General features: G+C 69.4%; 12 protein-coding genes. 8 read left to right on the top strand and 4 right to left on the bottom strand.

Annotated features, from left to right (window positions below):
• Nucleotides 1-59 precede the first annotated feature (59 nt).
• Nucleotides 60-1,202, top strand: coding sequence for a PilT/PilU family type 4a pilus ATPase (locus B0920_RS01720; protein ID WP_078030871.1), 1,143 nt, complete (start codon nucleotides 60-62; stop codon nucleotides 1,200-1,202).
• A 4-nt stretch (nucleotides 1,203-1,206) separates the two neighbouring features.
• Here B0920_RS01720 and B0920_RS01715 read toward each other — a convergent pair whose 3' ends face one another.
• Both B0920_RS01715 and B0920_RS01710 read right to left on the bottom strand, forming a co-directional pair.
• The gene (locus B0920_RS01715; RefSeq protein ID WP_078033246.1) at nucleotides 1,207-2,166 is read right to left on the bottom strand and encodes a tripartite tricarboxylate transporter substrate binding protein; all 960 of its coding nucleotides are present in this window, start codon (nucleotides 2,164-2,166) and stop codon (nucleotides 1,207-1,209) included.
• Nucleotides 2,167-2,199: 33 nt separating this feature from the next.
• The gene (locus B0920_RS01710) at nucleotides 2,200-3,282 is read right to left on the bottom strand and encodes a porin (protein WP_078030870.1); all 1,083 of its coding nucleotides are present in this window, start codon (nucleotides 3,280-3,282) and stop codon (nucleotides 2,200-2,202) included.
• A gap of 173 nt (nucleotides 3,283-3,455) precedes the next feature.
• Between B0920_RS01710 and B0920_RS01705 the strand changes: the two genes are divergently transcribed.
• The 7 genes from B0920_RS01705 to B0920_RS01675 all read left to right on the top strand — a co-directional run bounded on the left by B0920_RS01705 (nucleotide 3,456) and on the right by B0920_RS01675 (nucleotide 11,941).
• Nucleotides 3,456-4,145 carry a response regulator gene (locus B0920_RS01705; protein WP_078030869.1) on the top strand — a complete coding sequence of 230 codons (690 nt, stop codon included), beginning with the start codon at nucleotides 3,456-3,458 and terminating at the stop codon, nucleotides 4,143-4,145.
• Between the two features lie 12 nt (nucleotides 4,146-4,157).
• A complete protein-coding gene (locus B0920_RS01700) occupies nucleotides 4,158-5,633 on the top strand; it encodes a sensor histidine kinase (RefSeq protein WP_078030868.1) in 1,476 nt (491 codons plus the stop codon).
• A 189-nt stretch (nucleotides 5,634-5,822) separates the two neighbouring features.
• On the top strand, nucleotides 5,823-7,286 hold the full coding sequence (locus B0920_RS01695; protein ID WP_078030867.1) for a CitMHS family transporter: 1,464 nt from the start codon (nucleotides 5,823-5,825) through the stop codon (nucleotides 7,284-7,286).
• 159 nt (nucleotides 7,287-7,445) lie between these two features.
• Nucleotides 7,446-7,805 (top strand): ArsC family reductase, encoded by a 360-nt coding sequence (locus B0920_RS01690; RefSeq protein WP_078030866.1) that lies wholly within the window; start codon nucleotides 7,446-7,448, stop codon nucleotides 7,803-7,805.
• The gene (dapE, locus tag B0920_RS01685) at nucleotides 7,805-8,941 is read left to right on the top strand and encodes a succinyl-diaminopimelate desuccinylase (RefSeq protein WP_078030865.1); all 1,137 of its coding nucleotides are present in this window, start codon (nucleotides 7,805-7,807) and stop codon (nucleotides 8,939-8,941) included. The genes B0920_RS01690 and dapE overlap by 1 nt, the downstream gene beginning before the upstream one ends.
• A gap of 24 nt (nucleotides 8,942-8,965) precedes the next feature.
• Nucleotides 8,966-9,859: a 50S ribosomal protein L3 N(5)-glutamine methyltransferase gene (gene prmB / locus B0920_RS01680; RefSeq protein WP_078030864.1), complete on the top strand. Its 894-nt coding sequence runs from the start codon at nucleotides 8,966-8,968 to the stop codon at nucleotides 9,857-9,859.
• Between the two features lie 63 nt (nucleotides 9,860-9,922).
• On the top strand, nucleotides 9,923-11,941 hold the full coding sequence (locus B0920_RS01675) for an ATP-binding cassette domain-containing protein (protein WP_078030863.1): 2,019 nt from the start codon (nucleotides 9,923-9,925) through the stop codon (nucleotides 11,939-11,941).
• A 128-nt stretch (nucleotides 11,942-12,069) separates the two neighbouring features.
• On the opposite strand, the gene B0920_RS01670 is transcribed toward B0920_RS01675, so the two are convergent.
• Together B0920_RS01670 and B0920_RS01665 are read right to left on the bottom strand one after the other, a co-directional pair.
• Nucleotides 12,070-15,693 (bottom strand): hypothetical protein, encoded by a 3,624-nt coding sequence (locus B0920_RS01670; RefSeq protein WP_078030862.1) that lies wholly within the window; start codon nucleotides 15,691-15,693, stop codon nucleotides 12,070-12,072.
• A 145-nt stretch (nucleotides 15,694-15,838) separates the two neighbouring features.
• Complete coding sequence (locus tag B0920_RS01665; RefSeq protein ID WP_078030861.1) at nucleotides 15,839-16,153, bottom strand: hypothetical protein; 315 nt, start codon at nucleotides 16,151-16,153, stop codon at nucleotides 15,839-15,841.
• Nucleotides 16,154-16,212: the final 59 nt, after the last annotated feature.

Here is a 16,212-nt window from a genome sequence, read left to right as displayed (position 1 = left end):
CGGCGGCAGGCGCCCCGCGCCTGCCCCGCCACCCGAACACCCCACACGGAGACGATGCCATGGCCATGGAACGCCTGTTCCAGCTGATGAAAGAGAAGAACGCGTCCGACATGTTCTTCGCGGTGAATTCGCCGGTCCACATCAAGATCAACGGCAACCTCATCCCCATCAACCAGCATCGTCTCGAACCCGAGAACATCCACTCGCTGCTGCAGGAAATCTGCTCGCCCGAGCAGATGGAGGCCTTGGCCCGCGAGCATGAACTGAACATGGGCGTGTCGGTCCCGAACCTGGGGCGCTTCCGCCTCTCGGCCTTCCGCCAGCGCGGCAGCATCTCGGCCGTCTTCCGCTTCGTCCCGGCCAGCATTCCGCCGCTGGGCGAACTGGGCCTGCCGACCGTGCTGTCGGAGCTGATCATGGAAAAGCGCGGCCTGCTGCTGGTGGTGGGCGCGACCGGCTCGGGCAAGTCGACCACCATCGCCTCGATGCTCGACCACCGCAACGAGCAGCGCACCGGGCACATCCTCACGCTCGAGGACCCGATCGAATACCTGTTCAAGAACAAGAAATCGATCGTCAACCAGCGCGAGATCGGCAGCGACGCCACCAGTTTTTATACGGCCCTGAAGAACTCGATGCGCCAGGCGCCGGACTGCATCCTGATCGGCGAGATCCGCGACCAGGAGACCATGGCCGCCGCCCTGGCCTACGCCCAGTCGGGTCACCTGGTGCTGGCCACCCTGCACGCCAACAACAGCTACAACGCGCTGAACCGCATCATCAGCTTCTACCCGATCGAGAACCGCGCCGCCCTGCTGCAGGACCTGGCCTCGAGCGTCAAGGCGATCGTCTCGCAGCGCCTGGTGAAATCGGCGGCCGGCGGCGAGCGCCAGCCGGCGGTCGAGGTCATGCTCAACACCCGCTACATCGCGGACCTGATCGAGAAAGGCGAAATCAGCCAGATCAAGGAAGCGATGGACAAGAGCCTGTCGCCGGGTTCGCAGTCCTTCGAGACCGCGCTGCTGCGCCTGGTGAAGGACGGCCTGGTGACGCAGGAGGAAGCGCTGGCCAATGCCGATTCGGCGACCAACCTGCTCTGGCTGCTCAACAACGGGCCGGAAAGCCAGATCCAGCAGGAAGAGCAGCACAAGCCCGCCGAGCCCCAGGGGGCCTCGTTCACCGAATTCAACCTGAATTCCTGAGCCGCTAGCGTGCGCGCATCAGGCCGAACTCGCTGGCCTGGCGGTGGTAGGCCGCGACCGCGCGCTTGACGTAGCCGGTCAGGGCGTCGCCGGTGAGCGAGAACGGATACAGGCCGGCCTCCTCGCGCATGCGCGCGAAGCCGGGCGAGGATTCCATGCGCTCGAAGGCGGCCACCCAGCGCCGGTAGTCGGCCTCGCGCACGCCCGGCCCCATCCACAATCCGCGAATCACCGGCCAGACCACGTCGTAGCCCTGCTCGCGCGCGGTCGGCACCGCCGCCAGGCGGCCCGGCAGCCGGCGCTCGGACAGCACGGCCAGCACCCTCACCTTCCCGGCTCCCGCATACAGCATGGCTTCGGAGATGTCGCCCGACACCGCCTGCACCTGGCCGGCCTGCATCGCGATGAATTGTTCGCCGCCGCCTTCCAGCGCGACGAAGCGCAGTTTGCGCGGATCGACCCCGGCCAGCCGCGCCAGCGAGGCCATCTTGATCCAGTCCTGGCTGCCCACCGTGCCCGACATGCCGATCAGGACCTTGCGCGGATCGCGCCTGATCGCCGCCAGCAGGTCCGCGAGCGTGCGGTAGGGCGAATCGGCGGGCACGGCGATCATGCCGTAGTCGGCGCCGAAGGCCGCCACCCAGCGCACGTCGTCCACCTGGGCCTTGCCGAACTTGCCGAGCGCCAGATTGAGGATCGAGCCGCCCGAGAACGCGACCAGGGTATCGGGCTCGGTGCGGCGTTGGGTGGCCAGCGTGTGCCAGGCCACGGCGCCGACGCCGCCGGGCAGGTAGCTCAGCTTCAGTTCCGGCGCGCCGGGCGTGGCGTGCAGGGCCTTCTGGGCCAGCTTGCAGGTCAGGTCCATCGCGCCGCCCGGCTTGGACGGTATCAGGCACTCGGCCGCCACGGCCGGGAAAGCGGCCAGGGCGGACACCAGCGGCAGGATGTGGCGCATTCTCGTCATGCCGAGCATCATAGCGCGTGTCGCGCCGGCGCTTCAGAAGCGGTGCTGGATGCCGGCGGTGAGGCCGCTCTGGGTGTCGGCATCGCCCGCCTCGTCGCGCGACAGGCTGACCGGTTGGCCAGCGTCGGCGCGCGCATGGGCCAGCGACAGATAGAGATCGGTGCGCTTGGACAAGGCCAGCATGGCGCGCGCCACCAGCAGGCTGGGGTCGGCGTCGCGCCCGGCCGGCAGCTCGCGGGTGTTGACGTGGTAGATGGCCGCGGTCAGCGTCACGCGCCCGTCGACGTGGCTGACGCCTCCCCAGAAGGTGTCGCCGCGCACCTCCGCCGCCGCGGGCTGGCCGGGACGCATCCGGTAGGCGCGCATGCCGAACGTGGTGCGCCAGGCGCCGCTGCGGTAGTCGGCGGCCAGATGCAGGGCGCGGGTGCGGTCCCGCTTGCTGTCGCCCATGCCGGTCGCGGCCAACGTGCTGCCGTTGACCTGCTCCCAGGCCGCCATGAAAGCCAGTCCGTCGGCCGACCAGGAGCCGCCCACGGCCAGCTTGCGCCCCGCAGCCGCGTCGCCGGCCTGCTCGCCCAGGCCGATCGAGGCGCCATAGGTGAAGGCGCCGCTGCGTCCCGTGTACTTGACCAGGTTGTCGAAGGAGGTCGTCATGCCGTATTTCGAGGGCCCGCTGGCGCTGCCGCCGGTGGCCCAGGAATAATTCGGCGCGAAGCCCATCGGGTCGAACTTGATCACCAGGTCATAGGTGGTGGTGAAGGAGCGCCCGATCACCAGGCGCCCGAGGCTGCCGTCCAGGCCCACGTAGGCCTGGCGCTTGAACAGCGCGCCGTCGGCCGCGCCGGTGTCCAGCAGGACGCCGCCTTCGAGGTTGTAGACCGCCTTCAGCCCGCCGCCCAGGTCTTCGCTGCCGCGCACGCCCCAGCGCGAGGTGTTCTTGCCGCCAGAGATGACGCGCACGCCGCTCCCGCCGCCGGCGGCATGGTCGAGGTATTCGACCCCGACGTCGAGCAATCCATAGAACTGGGCGCTGCCCTGGGCGCTGCCCTGGGCCTGCGCGGGCGCGGTCGGGAATAGCGCTGCCAGGACGGCCAGCGCGAGGGCGTGATGCTTCATGGTGTCTCCGTTCGTGACGTGTTGTGCGCGGGCGCCGCAAGGCGTGGCGGGCGCCCGCTGTTTGGCCCCGACTATATGCGCGCCAAGCTTTCAATTCGCTTTCAGTCGCGCAGGCGCGCCATGCGCGCCGCCCGCGCTTTTCGCCATGCCGGGTTTGCGCTTACACTGGCGCGATGAGAATCCTGTTAGTCGAAGACCATGACGAGCTGGCGCACTGGGTAGCCAAGGCGCTGCGCGACGCCCATCTCACCGTCGAACGCGCGGCGAACGGCGCCGACGCCGACGCCCTGCTGCATACCCAGGACTACGCGTTGGTGATCCTGGACCTGACCCTGCCGCGCATGGACGGGCTCGAGGTGCTGCGCCGGCTGCGCGCCCGCAGCGCCGCGCGCGCCAACACGCCGGTATTGATCCTGACCGCGCGGGGCGGCCTGGACGAGCGGGTCCAGGGCCTGAACCTGGGCGCCGACGACTATCTCGCCAAGCCCTTCGAACTGGCCGAACTGGAAGCGCGCGTCAAGGCCCTGCTGCGCCGGCGCAGCGGGGCCGAAGCTCTGGTGCACCGCTGCGGCCAGCTCAGTTTCGACACCGTGGCGCGCATGTTCACCTACTGCGGCGAAGCGCTGGCCCTGACGCCGCGCGAACATGCGGTGCTGGAAGCGCTGATCGCGCCGCCCGGCCGCGCGCTCTCGAAGGAAAAGCTGTTCCAGGAGGTCTTCGCGCTCGAGGACGAGGCCAATCTCGATGCGATCGAGCTGTACATCCACCGCGTGCGCAAGAAGCTCGAACGCCGTCCCGAGGGCGGCGTGGCGATCGTCACGCTGCGCGGGATCGGCTACGTGATGCAGGAACGTCCTGCCTGAAGCCGGCGTCCCATGCCCGCCGCCCGCCTGCTCCGCCTGCCGCGCCCGTGGCGCGCCCTGCTGGATGCCGCGCGTCCTCCCGGCAGCCTGCGCGGGCAGCTGCTGCGCTGGCTGATCCTGCCGCTGGTCGGGCTGGTGGCCCTGAACGCGGTGTCGCTCTACCGCGACGCGCTCGACGCCGCCGACATCGCCTACGACCGCTCCCTGCTGTCCTCGACCCGCGCGCTGGCCGAGCGCGTCACCGTGCGCGAAGGGAAGGTGGTGGCCGACGTGCCCTACGTGGCCCTCGACAGCTTCGAGACCGACACCCTGGGGCGCATCTATTACAAGGTGACCGGCCTGCAGGGCGAGACGGTGTCCGGCTTCGAGGACCTGCCGCCGGTGCCGAAGGGGGTGCCGCGCTCCGACCTGTATCCGGCCCTGGTGCGCTTCTACCATGCGGACTACAACGGCGAGCCGGTGCGCATCGCCGCCCTGCTGCAGCCGGTGTACGACGATTCGATGCGCGGCATCGCCCTGATCCAGGTGGGCGAGACGCTGGACGCGCGCCGCGCGCTGTCGCGCCGCATCCTGGTCGACACCCTGCTGCGCCAGGCGCTGCTGGTGCTGGCGGTGGCGACCCTGGTCTGGTTCGCGGTGCGGCTGGTGCTGCGCCCGCTCATGCGCCTGAAGCACGTGGTCGAGACCCGCGCCCTCTCCGACCTGTCGAACATCGACGCCTCCCTGGTGCACAAGGAGGTGCGGCCGCTGGTGGACGCCATGAACGGCGCGATGGCGCGCATGCAGGGACTGATCGGCAGCCAGCGCCGCTTTATCGCCGACGCCTCGCACCAGCTGCGCACGCCGCTGGCCGTGCTCAAGACCCAGTCCGAGCTCGCGCTGCGCGAACAGGACCCGGCGGCCTTGCGCGCGCTGGTGGGCGCGATGGCCGGCACCACCGATGCCGCGATCCGGCTCGCCAACCGGCTCCTGACCCTGGCGCGGATCGAGCACGGCGGCGACACGGGGCAGTCCGCTCCGGTCTGCCTGGCGGCGGTGGCGCGCCAGGTCGGGCTGGACCTGGCCCTGCCCGCGCTGCACAAGGGGATCGACCTGGCCCTCGAAGTGCGCGAGGGCGCCGACACCCGCGTGCTGGGGCAGGAGCCGCTGCTGCAGGAACTGGTGTCGAACCTGGTGGACAACGCGATCCGCTATACCCCGGCCGGCGGCAAGGTGCTGCTGCGGGTCGGGCGCGGCGAGTCCGGCGTGGCGCTCGAGGTCATCGACAGCGGCCCGGGCATCGCCGCCCAGGACGCCGACAAGGTCTTCACGCCCTTCTACCGCGCCGGCGCGACCCTCGACGCCAATCCCGGCGGCACCGGCCTGGGCCTCGCGATCGTGCGCGAGATCGCCGACCTGCACCGCGCCCGGCTCGCGCTGGGCGCCGGCCCGGACGGACAGGGGCTCAAGGTCGAGGTGCTGTTCGCCGCTGCGCCGACTGAAAGCTGATTGAAAGCCGGCGACCCCTATAGTGGGCGAAAACAAGCCGCACCCACGACAACGATCGGAGACGCCATGCACCCAGCCGCTCACGCGCGCGCCATCCCGGCCGCGCCATTCCCATCCCCATCCCATGATCGGCCGGCCAGGCCGGCCCGTGCCCATACCGGCGCGCAGCGCTGACCGGGGAGGACGACGATGTTGACCATCCTTGCCTATTCCATGGTCGTGGTGTTCATGTTCCTGATCATGACCAAGCGCCTGCCCGCCCTGGTGGCGCTGATCGTGGTGCCCATCGCCTTCGGACTGATCGGCGGCTTCGGGGCCGAACTCGGCCCGATGATGCTCAGCGGGATCAAGAACCTGGCGCCCACCGGCGTCATGCTGATGTTCGCCATCCTCTACTTCGGCATCATGATCGACGCCGGCCTGTTCGATCCGGTCGTGCGCCTGATCCTGAAGCTGGTGCAGGGCGACCCGATGAAGATCGTGGTCGGCACCGCCGCCCTGGCGATGTTCATCTCGCTCGACGGCGACGGCGCCACCACCTACATGATCACGGTCTCGGCCATGCTGCCGCTCTACAAGCGCCTTGGCATGAGCCGCCTGATCCTGGCCTGCGTGATCATGCTGGCCGGCGGCGTCTTCAACATCCTGCCCTGGGGCGGACCGACCGCGCGCGCAGCCAGCGCCCTGGGCGTCGACGTGAGCGAGATCTTCCTGCCGATGATCCTGCCGATGGCCGTGACCGCGCTGTGGGTGCTGTTCGTCGCCTACGTGCTGGGCCTGCGCGAACGCAAGCGCCTCGGCGCCGTGGTGCTGCCGCGCGAAGCCATCCCGGTTGCGGCCGGCATGGGGGCACTGCAGCCCTCCTACGCCGGCATGGCCATGCCGGCCCATGCCGCGCCGGGCGCCGGCGACGAAGCCAGGGCCAAGCCCCTGGCGATGGCGGCCGGCGGCGCGACTTCGGACGGCGCGCCGGGCGCTGGCGGCGCAGGTCCGGAGATCGCCCTGGGCGAGCCCGGCACCGCAAGGCCGCGCCTGATCTGGGTGAACTTCGCCCTCACGGTCCTGCTGCTGGTGCTGCTGATCCTGGGCGCCCTGCCGCTGCCGGTGCTGTTCATGATCTTCTTCGCCGTGGCGATCATGATCAACTACCCCGGCCTGCAGCAGCAGAAAGAGCGGCTGGCGGCCCACGCGGGCAACGTGCTTCCGGTGGTGTCCCTGATCTTCGCGGCCGGGATCTTCGTCGGCATCCTGCAGGGCACCAAGATGGTGGACGCGATCGCCACCAGCGTCATCGCCGCGGTGCCGGACTGGATGGGCCCTTACCTGGCCGTCATCACGGGGCTGCTGAGCATCCCCTTCACCTTCTTCATCTCGAACGACGCCTTCTATTTCGGCGTGGTGCCGGTGCTGGCCAAGGCGGCCGAAGTGTATGGGATCACGGCGGCGGAAATCGGCCGCGCCTCGATCATCGGGCAGCCGGTGCACCTGCTGAGCCCCCTGGTGGCCTCGACTTATTTGCTGGTAGGCATGTCGGAAGTCGAATTCGGCGACCACCAGCGCTTTACCCTGCTGTGGTCGATCTCGGCCGCCCTCGTCATGCTGGCGGCGGCCGTGCTGTTCGGCGTGATTCCCCTGGTCGGCCGCTACGCCTGACGCCTGGCGGGCGCGCCCGCGCCCGCCCCTTCGGCCGCCACGCGCACCGGCGTCGGCGGCCTTCTGTGTACAATCTTCCCTGCGGAAGCCTGTGCTATCCTCCCGCGTTTCCAAAATTCCATCAGCCCGCCCACGACGGCGGGCCAAGAACCCACGCGCATGAAAACGACCCTCTACGGCATCCCCAACTGCGACACCGTCAAGAAAGCCCGTACCTGGCTGGACGATAATGGCCACGCGTTCAGCTTCCATGACTTCAAGAAACAAGGCCTGAGCCGCGAACTGGTCGAGGGCTGGCTTGCCCAGCTCGACTGGGAAACCCTGGTCAACCGCAAGGGCATGACCTGGCGCAACCTGAGCGATGAACGCAAGGCCCAGATCGTCGACAAGGCCAGCGCCGCCGAGCTGATGCTGGAGAACCCCTCCGTCATCAAGCGCCCGGTCCTGGAGGGCGCAGGCCCGCTGGCGGTCGGTTTCTCCGCCGACCAGTACCGCGCCATCTTCGAGGCCAAGGCCTGATGAAGCCCTCGCGCACCCTCGAGCTTACCGAAGCGCTGATCGCCCTCGACTCGGTCACGCCCCATGACAAGGGCTGCCAGCAGCGCCTGATCGAACTGCTGGCCCCGCTGGGCTTCCACTGCGAAACCATCGAGTCGAACGGCGTGACCAATTTGTGGGCGCGCAAGGGCACGGCCTCGCCCGTGTTCGTGTTCGCCGGCCACACCGACGTGGTGCCGGCCGGTCCGCTCCACCAGTGGCACTCCCAGCCCTTCGCGCCGACCCGCCGCGACGGCAAGCTCTACGGCCGTGGGGCCTCCGACATGAAGACCTCGATCGCCGCCATGGTGGTCGCCTGCGAGGAATTCATCGCCGCCCACCCGGACCACAAGGGCTCGATCGCCTTCCTGATCACCAGCGACGAGGAAGGCCCGGCCGTGGACGGCACCGTGGTGGTCTGCGAACGCCTGGAGGAACGCGGCGAAACCCTCGACTATTGCCTGGTCGGCGAACCGACTTCCAGCCACGTGCTGGGCGACATGATCAAGAACGGCCGCCGCGGTTCGCTTTCCGGCCACCTGGTCATCAAGGGCGTGCAGGGCCACATCGCCTACCCCCACCTGGCGCGCAACCCGATCCACCAGGCCGCGCCGGCGCTGGCGGAGCTGGCGGCCGAGGTCTGGGACGAAGGCAACGAATACTACGCGCCGACCAGCTGGCAGGTGTCCAACATCCAGGCCGGCACCGGCGCCAACAACGTCATTCCCGGCCAGATGACGCTCGACTTCAACTTCCGCTTCTCGACCGCCAGCACGGCCGAGGGCCTGGAAGCGCGGGTGCACGCCATCCTCGACCGCCACGGCCTGGACTACGAGCTGCAATGGACCCTGTCCGGCCTGCCCTTCCTGACGCCCAAGGGCACGCTCTCGGACGCGGTGTGCGGCGCCATCCGCGACGAGCTGGGCGTCACGACGGAGCTGTCGACCACCGGCGGCACCTCGGACGGCCGCTTCATCGCCCGCATCTGCCCCCAGGTGATAGAATTCGGGCCACCGAACGCCAGCATCCACAAGATCGACGAGCACATCGAACTGCGCTACATCGATCCCCTGAAGAACATCTACCGGCGCACGCTGGAACGCCTGCTGGCCGCCTGAGCCCACCAACACGAGAACAAGGCCATGACTACCTCTCCCTTCAGCACGCCGCGCGACCTGCTGCGCTACGCCATCACCCGCTTCAACGGCGCCAAGCTTTTCTTCGGCCACGGCAGCGCCGAGGCCTTCGACGAGGCGGCCTACCTGATCCTGCACACCCTCAAGCTGCCGCTCGACCGCCTCGAGCCCTTCCTCGACGCCAGACTGCTGCCGGACGAGGTGCTGCAGGTGCTGTCGGTGATCGAGCGCCGCGCCACCGAGCGCGTGCCGGCCGCCTACATCACCCACGAGGCCTGGCTGGGCGAGTACCGCTTCTACGTCGACGAGCGGGTGCTGGTGCCGCGCTCCTTCATCGCGGAACTGATTCCCCAGACTTTCAGCCCCTGGGTCGAAGATCCGGAAAGCGTGGAGAACGTGCTGGAACTGTGCACGGGCAGCGGCTGCCTGGCGATCATGATGGCCGACGCCTTCCCCAATGCGGTGGTCGACGCGGTCGACATCTCGAAGGACGCGCTGGCCGTGGCCGAGCACAACATCCGCGAGTACAAGCTGGAGGGCCGCGTCAATCCGATCGAGTCCGACCTGTACCAGAACGTCCCGTTCAAGAAGTACGACCTGATCGTCTCCAACCCGCCCTACGTTAACGCCGCCTCGATGCGCGAGCTGCCGCCGGAATACCTGCGCGAGCCCCAGATCGCCCTGGCCGGCGGCGAGGACGGCATGGACCTGGTGCGCAAGATCGTCGCCGGCGCCGCCGAGCGCCTGACCCCGGAAGGCATCCTGGTGGTCGAGATCGGCAACGAGCGCGAATACGCCGAGGCGGCCTTCGGCGCGCTGGGCCTGACCTGGCTGACCACCAGCGTCGGCGACGACGCCGTGTTCCTGCTGACCGCCGAGCAGCTGCAAGCCGCCAAATAAGCCCCCGCTTCCACGCGCCGCGCTCCAATACGCGGCGCGCCTTCTTTCCCCGATAGCCCTGCAATGATCCGATTCCAGAACGTCAGCCTGATGCGCGGCACCAAGCCGCTGCTCGAAGACGCCGACCTGACCCTCAATCCCGGCGACAAGATCGGCCTGATCGGCGCCAACGGCGCCGGCAAATCGAGCCTGTTCGCCATGCTGCGCGGCGAACTGCATCCGGACCAGGGCGCGATCGACTTCCCGGCCAAGTGGCGCATGGCCTACGTGGCCCAGGAGACCCCGGCCCTGGACCGCCCGGCGCTGGAATACGCGATCGACGGCGACGCCAACCTGCGCCGCCTGCAGGCCGAACTGGAGGAACTCGAAGCCCACCCGGACCAGGACGCCAGCGGCATGCGCCTGGGCGAGCTGCACGGCCTGCTGTCCGACGCCGACGCCTACACGGTGCGCTCGCGCGCCGAGCAGTTGCTGCTGGGCCTGGGCTTCTCGCTGGAGCAGATGAACCAGCCGGTGGCCAGCTTCTCGGGCGGCTGGCGCATGCGCCTGAACCTGGCGCAAGCCCTGATGTGCCCCTCCGACCTGCTGCTGCTGGACGAACCGACCAACCACCTGGACCTCGACGCCATCATCTGGCTGGAGGACTGGCTCAAGCGCTACCCGGGCACCCTGATCATCATCTCGCACGACCGCGATTTCCTGGACGGGATCGTGAACGTGATCGTGCACATCGACGAGCGCAAGCTCAAGCGCTACTCGGGCAATTATTCGGGCTTCGAGCGCCAGCGCGCCGCCCACCTGACCCTGGCCGCGGCGGCGTTTGAAAAGCAGCAGCGCCAGCGCGCCCACCTGGAATCCTTCATCAACCGCTTCAAGGCCAAGGCCACCAAGGCGCGCCAGGCCCAGAGCCGCATGAAGGCCCTGGCCAAGATGGAAGAGCTGGCCCCGCTGCGCGCCGCCGCCGAGTTCTCCTTCGAGTTCCGCGAGCCGCTGTCGGCGCCCAACCCGCTGCTGGTGATGGAGGACGTGAACGCCGGCTATCCCATCCTCGACGGCCATGGCGACAAGGTGGGCGGCAAGACCATCGTGCAGCGCGTGAACTTCTCGCTCCAGATCGGCCAGCGCATCGGCCTGCTGGGCGTGAACGGCGCGGGTAAATCGACCCTGGTCAAGACCATCGCCGGCGAGCTTGCCCCGCTGGACGGCCGCGCCACCCTCGGCAAGGGCCTGTCGATCGGCTATTTTGCCCAGCACCAGGTGGAGATGCTGCGCCACGACGAGTCGCCGCTGTGGCATCTGGCCAAGATCGCGCCCAACGTGCGCGAGCAGGAGCTGCGCAACTTCCTCGGCAGCTTCAATTTCCCGGGCGAGATGGTTACCAGCCCGATCGCGCCCTTCTCGGGCGGCGAGAAGGCGCGCCTGGCCCTGGCCCTGATCGTGTGGCAGCGCCCCAACCTGCTGCTGCTGGACGAACCGACCAACCACCTGGACCTGGAGACCCGCGAGGCCCTGACCATGGCGCTGGCCCAGTTCGAAGGCACCCTGGTGCTGGTCTCCCACGACCGCCACCTGCTGCGCGCCACCACCGACCAGTTCATCATCGTGGCCGACGGCAAGCTCCAGCCCTTCGACGGCGACCTGGACGACTACAAGGAATGGCTGTTCCAGACCAAGCTGGGCAAGGGCACCGACACCCTGCCGGCGCCGACCGGCGCGCGCGAGGCCAAGGGCGAAGCCAAGGTGGATGCCAGGGCGGACGGCAAGGCCGTCCCCCAAGCCGCCGCGCCCGCCGTCGACCGCAAGGAGCAGAAGCGCCAGGAAGCCGAGGAGCGCCAGCGCCTGGCCGCCCTGCGCAAGCCCATCGAGAACCGCATCAAGCGCCTCGAGGAACAGATGGCCAAGCTCAATGCGAAGAAGGCCGAGATCGACGCCCAGCTGCTCGACCCCGTGATCTACGAGGCCGGGAACAAAGACAAGCTCAAGACCCTGGTGGCCGACCAGGCCTTCGCCAGCCGCGACCTCGAACAGCTCGAGGTGGAATGGCTGGAGCTGCAGGAGCAGCTCGAAGGCCTGGCCGCCTGAGCCGCCTTTCGTCCCAGGCCTGAGCTTCCTTCCGCCTCAGGCCTGAGCCGCCTTCCGCCCCAGGCCCGAGTCTCCTTCCGCCCCAGGCCGGAGCCTCCTTCCGCCCCAGGCCCGAGCCTCCTTCCCCCTCAGCCCAGCGGCAGGGACTCGATGCGGTACCACAGCATCCAGTCCTTCAGGCTCTCGGGGTCGGGGCTCTGGTCGTCCGGCCGGTAGGAAGCGACCCAGGTCTCGGGCGGACCGTCGAAGGCGCGGCTGTACAGCACCAGCGGGTGGTCGTGCAGCAGCGTGTGGTCCGAGGGCAGCACCGCCAGGCGCAGGCGGTCGGCCTCGGCCACGTAGCCCTCGAACACGCAGGCATCGAGCACGATCTCGCAATCCTTGGGCTTGAGCCAGCCCTTGGCCGGGAAGATGCGTTCGTGCTGGCGGCAAGCCTGCTCGTTGAACCCGACCGCCACCTTGAAGCGGTATTCGTCGCGCGCGAACAGGTGGCGGTGCTTGTCGGTGATGCGGATCTTCTCCAGCACGATGCGGATGCGCGACACCGGATGCAGGCCGCGCGCCCGGGTCAGCTGGAACTCGAAGGTGCTGCCGCCCACCACCTGCCCGTCGCGCCGCTGCAGCACCGCCAGCCGGTTGGCGTCGACATAGGAGGCGCGCCGCGCCGGGAAGGCGGTGAGCGCGCCATGCAGCACCGCGCCGGCCGCCAGCGGAATGCCGCGCAGCTCCGCCGTCTTGGTGGGATCGAGCTCGTACAGGCGGCTCAGGTCCATGCGCGACAGCAGCTCCTGCAGCTGCTGGCGCCCTTCCCCGCCGCGCCCGCCCCAGTCGCCCACATACTCGCCCCGGCGCAGCGGATAGACCTTGGCGTTGCGCAGGGCCTCGTCCGGGTTGGCGAAGCTGTGCGCCCCGAGCAGCAGGCCCAGGTTGGCGCCGTCGAACCGGGTGCTGTCGACCACGATGTCGATCAGGGCGTCCTTGTCCGAGGCGTTATGGAAGTCGATCGACATCACCCGCTGGCCTGATGCCGGGCCGGCGTTCACCACCTGCAGGTTCTTCAGTCCCACCCGCTTCTCGTTCGGGATCAGCGCGGCCGGGTCGAGCACCGTGGTCGTGATCGGATCCTCGTTGCAGGTCGATACCGCCAGCAGGCAGCTATGGGTGGCCGCGCCGGTGGGCACGGTCCAGTCCCAGCTGACGATCACGGGGCGGTTCGGCTCCAGGGTGGCGATGGTGCGGGCCGGCCCGATCGGCTTCCAGGCCGTGCCCGAGGGGTCGCTGGCCGGGAAGGCGGTCCAGAAGTCGCCCGGCAGGGCCGGCAGCCCGGCCGAGGCGTCGGCGAAGAAGGCGCGCACGCGCACGTTGGTGGCGTTCTGCCAGCCGCGGTTGTGGACCTGCAGGTAGAAACGGTTGACGGCGCCGCGCACCGCGTCCTGGTGGCTCACCTCAGTGTCGAACTCGACCCCGTCGAACACCGCGTCCGGGGCGTAGAAGCTGGACTGCACCTTGATGTCGGGGCTCATCCACCAGTATTCGTCGCTGGTGGCGTCGAGCGGGTCGGGCTCGCCCGAGGGCGAGGGGAAGCGCTCGCCGGTGTCGAGCTCGCTGTCGCGCAGGTAGAGGTCGACGGTCGGCTCGACCGTGGTGCTGGTCGAGACCTTGTACATGCCGCGCCCCATGGTGGCCGCGTACAGGATGCGCGCCGGGCCGTCGTGGTGCAGGTCGACCACCGGCGCGTGCGGCAGGCCGTTGTCGAACACGTGCCAGGTGGCGCCGCCGTCCGTGGTGCGGAAGGCGCCGATGTCGGTCCCGGCGTAGACGATGGCGCTGTTGGCGGGGTCGAGTTCGAGCGCGTTGACGCCGACGTTCGGCAGGTTGCCGCTGATGTTGGTCCAGCTGTTGCCGCCGTTGGTGCTCAGGTAGACGGCCTGGGCGCCGGGCCCGGGGCTGGGTCCGCCGAAGGAGACCACCAGGCGCTCGCGGTCCAGGGTCGAGACGATGAGGTCGGTGATCGGGCGCCCCGGCAGCGGCGCGGCGGTCTTGTTGGCCCAGGTGGTGGTGGACCCGCCGTCGTCGGTGCGGAACACCTGCGAACCGGCGCTGGCGTACACCCGGCAGGAGTCGGTCGGCGCGATGGCGAGCGCGCTGACGTTGGCGCCCAGGTTCTGGCTGACCACGGTCCAGGGCGTGGTCACGCCGTCCACGGTCTTGTGCACGAAGGTGGTGCCGACGTACAGCGTGTCGGGCGCGTTCGGGTCCATCGCGAACACCCCGACCCAGGGCGTGCCGCCGGTCAGGCCGGCGGTGACGCTGAGCCAGCTCGCGCCGCCGTTGGTGGTCTTGCGCAGGCCGGTGTACTGGGTCTCGGCGTACATGATGCGCGGGTTGGTCGGATGGATCACCAGGTAGCCGCCGTCCGCGCCCAGGATGTTCTTCCAGGTCAGGCCGCCGGTGCTGACGTTGGTGCCGTTGTCCTGGGTGCCGCCGCCGATCACGCTCGAGATGCGCGGCCAGGCGTTGACGTCGTAGAACTGGGTGACCACGAGGCCGTCGCTGGTCTTTTCCCAGCTCGCGCCCTTGTTGGTGGAGCGGTACACCCCGCCGTCGCTGCAGTGGTAGACGATGTTCGGATTGGAGGGCGCGAACACGGCGCGGTGGTAGTCGGCGTGCAGGAGCGAGCCGGAAAAACCGCTCCAGCTGGCGCCGGCGTTGGTGGTGCGCTCGGCGCCCACGCCGCCGGCCAGGATGATGTTGGCGTCGTCGGGCGCCACCGCCACCAGGTTGGTCCACTCGTGGTAGGAGGCGCCGCCGTGCGAGCCGGCCAGCAGGGTCCAGGTGCTGCCGCCGTTGGTCGAGCGGTAGATGGCGCCGTCGCGCTTGGCGACGATGTGATTGGAGCCGAGCGCCCCGCTGGCGCCGATGGCCAGCCGCAGCCAGCTCGCGTCGGCCCCGACCGGCCCGGCGGCAAGGCCGGTCCAGGTGGCGCCGGCGTCGACCGACTTGTAGATGCGGTCGTTGCGCACCGCGATGTAGAGCACCGAGGCGTTGTTGGGGTCGATGACGGCGTCGGAAATCTGGCCGGCGCGCAGGGTGGTCCAGGTGAGGCCGCCGTCGAGCGAGCGCTCGAAACCGGAGTCCCCGGCCACGTAGACGATCGCCGGGTTGGTGGGCGAGACCAGCACCTGGGCCAGGCGGCGCGCGACCAGGCCGGCGCGCAGGGTCCAGGTGGCGCCGGCGTCGGTCGAGACGTACAGGCCGGCGCCCGGATAGCCCGGTCCCCAGCCCGGGGTCCACTCGCCGGTGCCGACGTAGACCGTGCTGGGGCTGGACGGCGCGATCGCGATCGCCACCGCCGCCATGGTGAGGGTGGTGTCCCACAGCGGGCGCCAGCTCTCGGCGCCGTCGGTGCTCTTCCATACCCCGCCGCTGGCGGCGCCGGCGTACAGGGTGTTGGGGTCGGTCGGGTGCACGGCCAGGGCCTTGACCCGGCCGTTGATGTTGCGCGGACCAATGCTGAACCAGGGCGTGCCGGCCGCCGCCGGCCCGGCGCCGTAGGCCGCCAGGTGGGGGATCTGGCCGCGCTGCGCGTCGATCAGCCTGAACTTGTAGGCGTAACCGCTCTCCCACAGCCTGCCGAGGGCGCGCAGGTCGGTGGTCCGGGTGTTGTGGAACCAGTCGCGCCGGAATTCGAACTCGCGCTTGCGGCGCCCGAAGTCGATGACCTCGCCCTCGTTCTGCTGGTAGGTATCCATGATGTCGCTGCCCCTTTTTATGCTGGTCGTTTGCCGTAGGAAAGCGGCGCAGGGCCGGCAGGCCGCTGCGCCGCATGCCAGATTAGTGCGGGCGTGGGGAGCGAATGCTGATCGAATCGTCGTCAGGCGCGGCGTTTGCGGCGGCTCAAACCTCGGGGGCCGTGACGCCGGCGGCCTTGAGCCAGTCGCGTCCCCTGGCGTCGAGCGCCGCGGCGATCACGTCGGGCGGCAGGCTGTAGACGGTGGCCCAGGTGGCGCGGCCGTCAGGGGCGTTGGAGGGAAAGCTGCTGGTCTCGATCGGCCAGTGGTACTTGTGCTTGAGGGCGCGCACGATGGCGGCCAGGGTCACGCGCCCGCGCAGGGGTTCGGCGCCGGCCTGGTCGGCGTCCGACAGGAGGACGGCGAGGACCGCGCCGCGCGCGGTGCGCGGCCCGGGAAAGATGGGGTGCTTGCTTGCCATGCGCGCATTCTACAGCGATCCACCGAATGGGAGAGAAGCGGCCGATAGCGGCCACCCGC

The sequence above is a fragment of the Massilia sp. KIM genome (assembly GCF_002007115.1).
Taxonomy (GTDB): Bacteria; Pseudomonadota; Gammaproteobacteria; order Burkholderiales; family Burkholderiaceae_D; genus Telluria.
Note: the sequence above shows the minus strand (reverse complement) of the source record. Positions and strands in the feature narration are given on the sequence as shown.

What these genes read in the sequence shown, in the direction of transcription:
- B0920_RS01690 (WP_078030866.1), top strand. Translation starts at nt 7,446, where the DNA reads ATGAAAACGACCCTCTACGGCATCCCCAACTGCGACACCGTCAAGAAA.
- B0920_RS01670 (WP_078030862.1), bottom strand. Translation starts at nt 15,693, where the DNA reads ATGGATACCTACCAGCAGAACGAGGGCGAGGTCATCGACTTCGGGCGC.
- B0920_RS01720 (WP_078030871.1), top strand. Translation starts at nt 60, where the DNA reads ATGGCCATGGAACGCCTGTTCCAGCTGATGAAAGAGAAGAACGCGTCC.
- dapE (WP_078030865.1), top strand. Translation starts at nt 7,805, where the DNA reads ATGAAGCCCTCGCGCACCCTCGAGCTTACCGAAGCGCTGATCGCCCTC.
- B0920_RS01700 (WP_078030868.1), top strand. Translation starts at nt 4,158, where the DNA reads ATGCCCGCCGCCCGCCTGCTCCGCCTGCCGCGCCCGTGGCGCGCCCTG.
- B0920_RS01710 (WP_078030870.1), bottom strand. Translation starts at nt 3,282, where the DNA reads ATGAAGCATCACGCCCTCGCGCTGGCCGTCCTGGCAGCGCTATTCCCG.
- B0920_RS01705 (WP_078030869.1), top strand. Translation starts at nt 3,456, where the DNA reads ATGAGAATCCTGTTAGTCGAAGACCATGACGAGCTGGCGCACTGGGTA.
- B0920_RS01695 (WP_078030867.1), top strand. Translation starts at nt 5,823, where the DNA reads ATGTTGACCATCCTTGCCTATTCCATGGTCGTGGTGTTCATGTTCCTG.
- B0920_RS01665 (WP_078030861.1), bottom strand. Translation starts at nt 16,153, where the DNA reads ATGGCAAGCAAGCACCCCATCTTTCCCGGGCCGCGCACCGCGCGCGGC.
- B0920_RS01675 (WP_078030863.1), top strand. Translation starts at nt 9,923, where the DNA reads ATGATCCGATTCCAGAACGTCAGCCTGATGCGCGGCACCAAGCCGCTG.
- B0920_RS01715 (WP_078033246.1), bottom strand. Translation starts at nt 2,166, where the DNA reads ATGACGAGAATGCGCCACATCCTGCCGCTGGTGTCCGCCCTGGCCGCT.
- prmB (WP_078030864.1), top strand. Translation starts at nt 8,966, where the DNA reads ATGACTACCTCTCCCTTCAGCACGCCGCGCGACCTGCTGCGCTACGCC.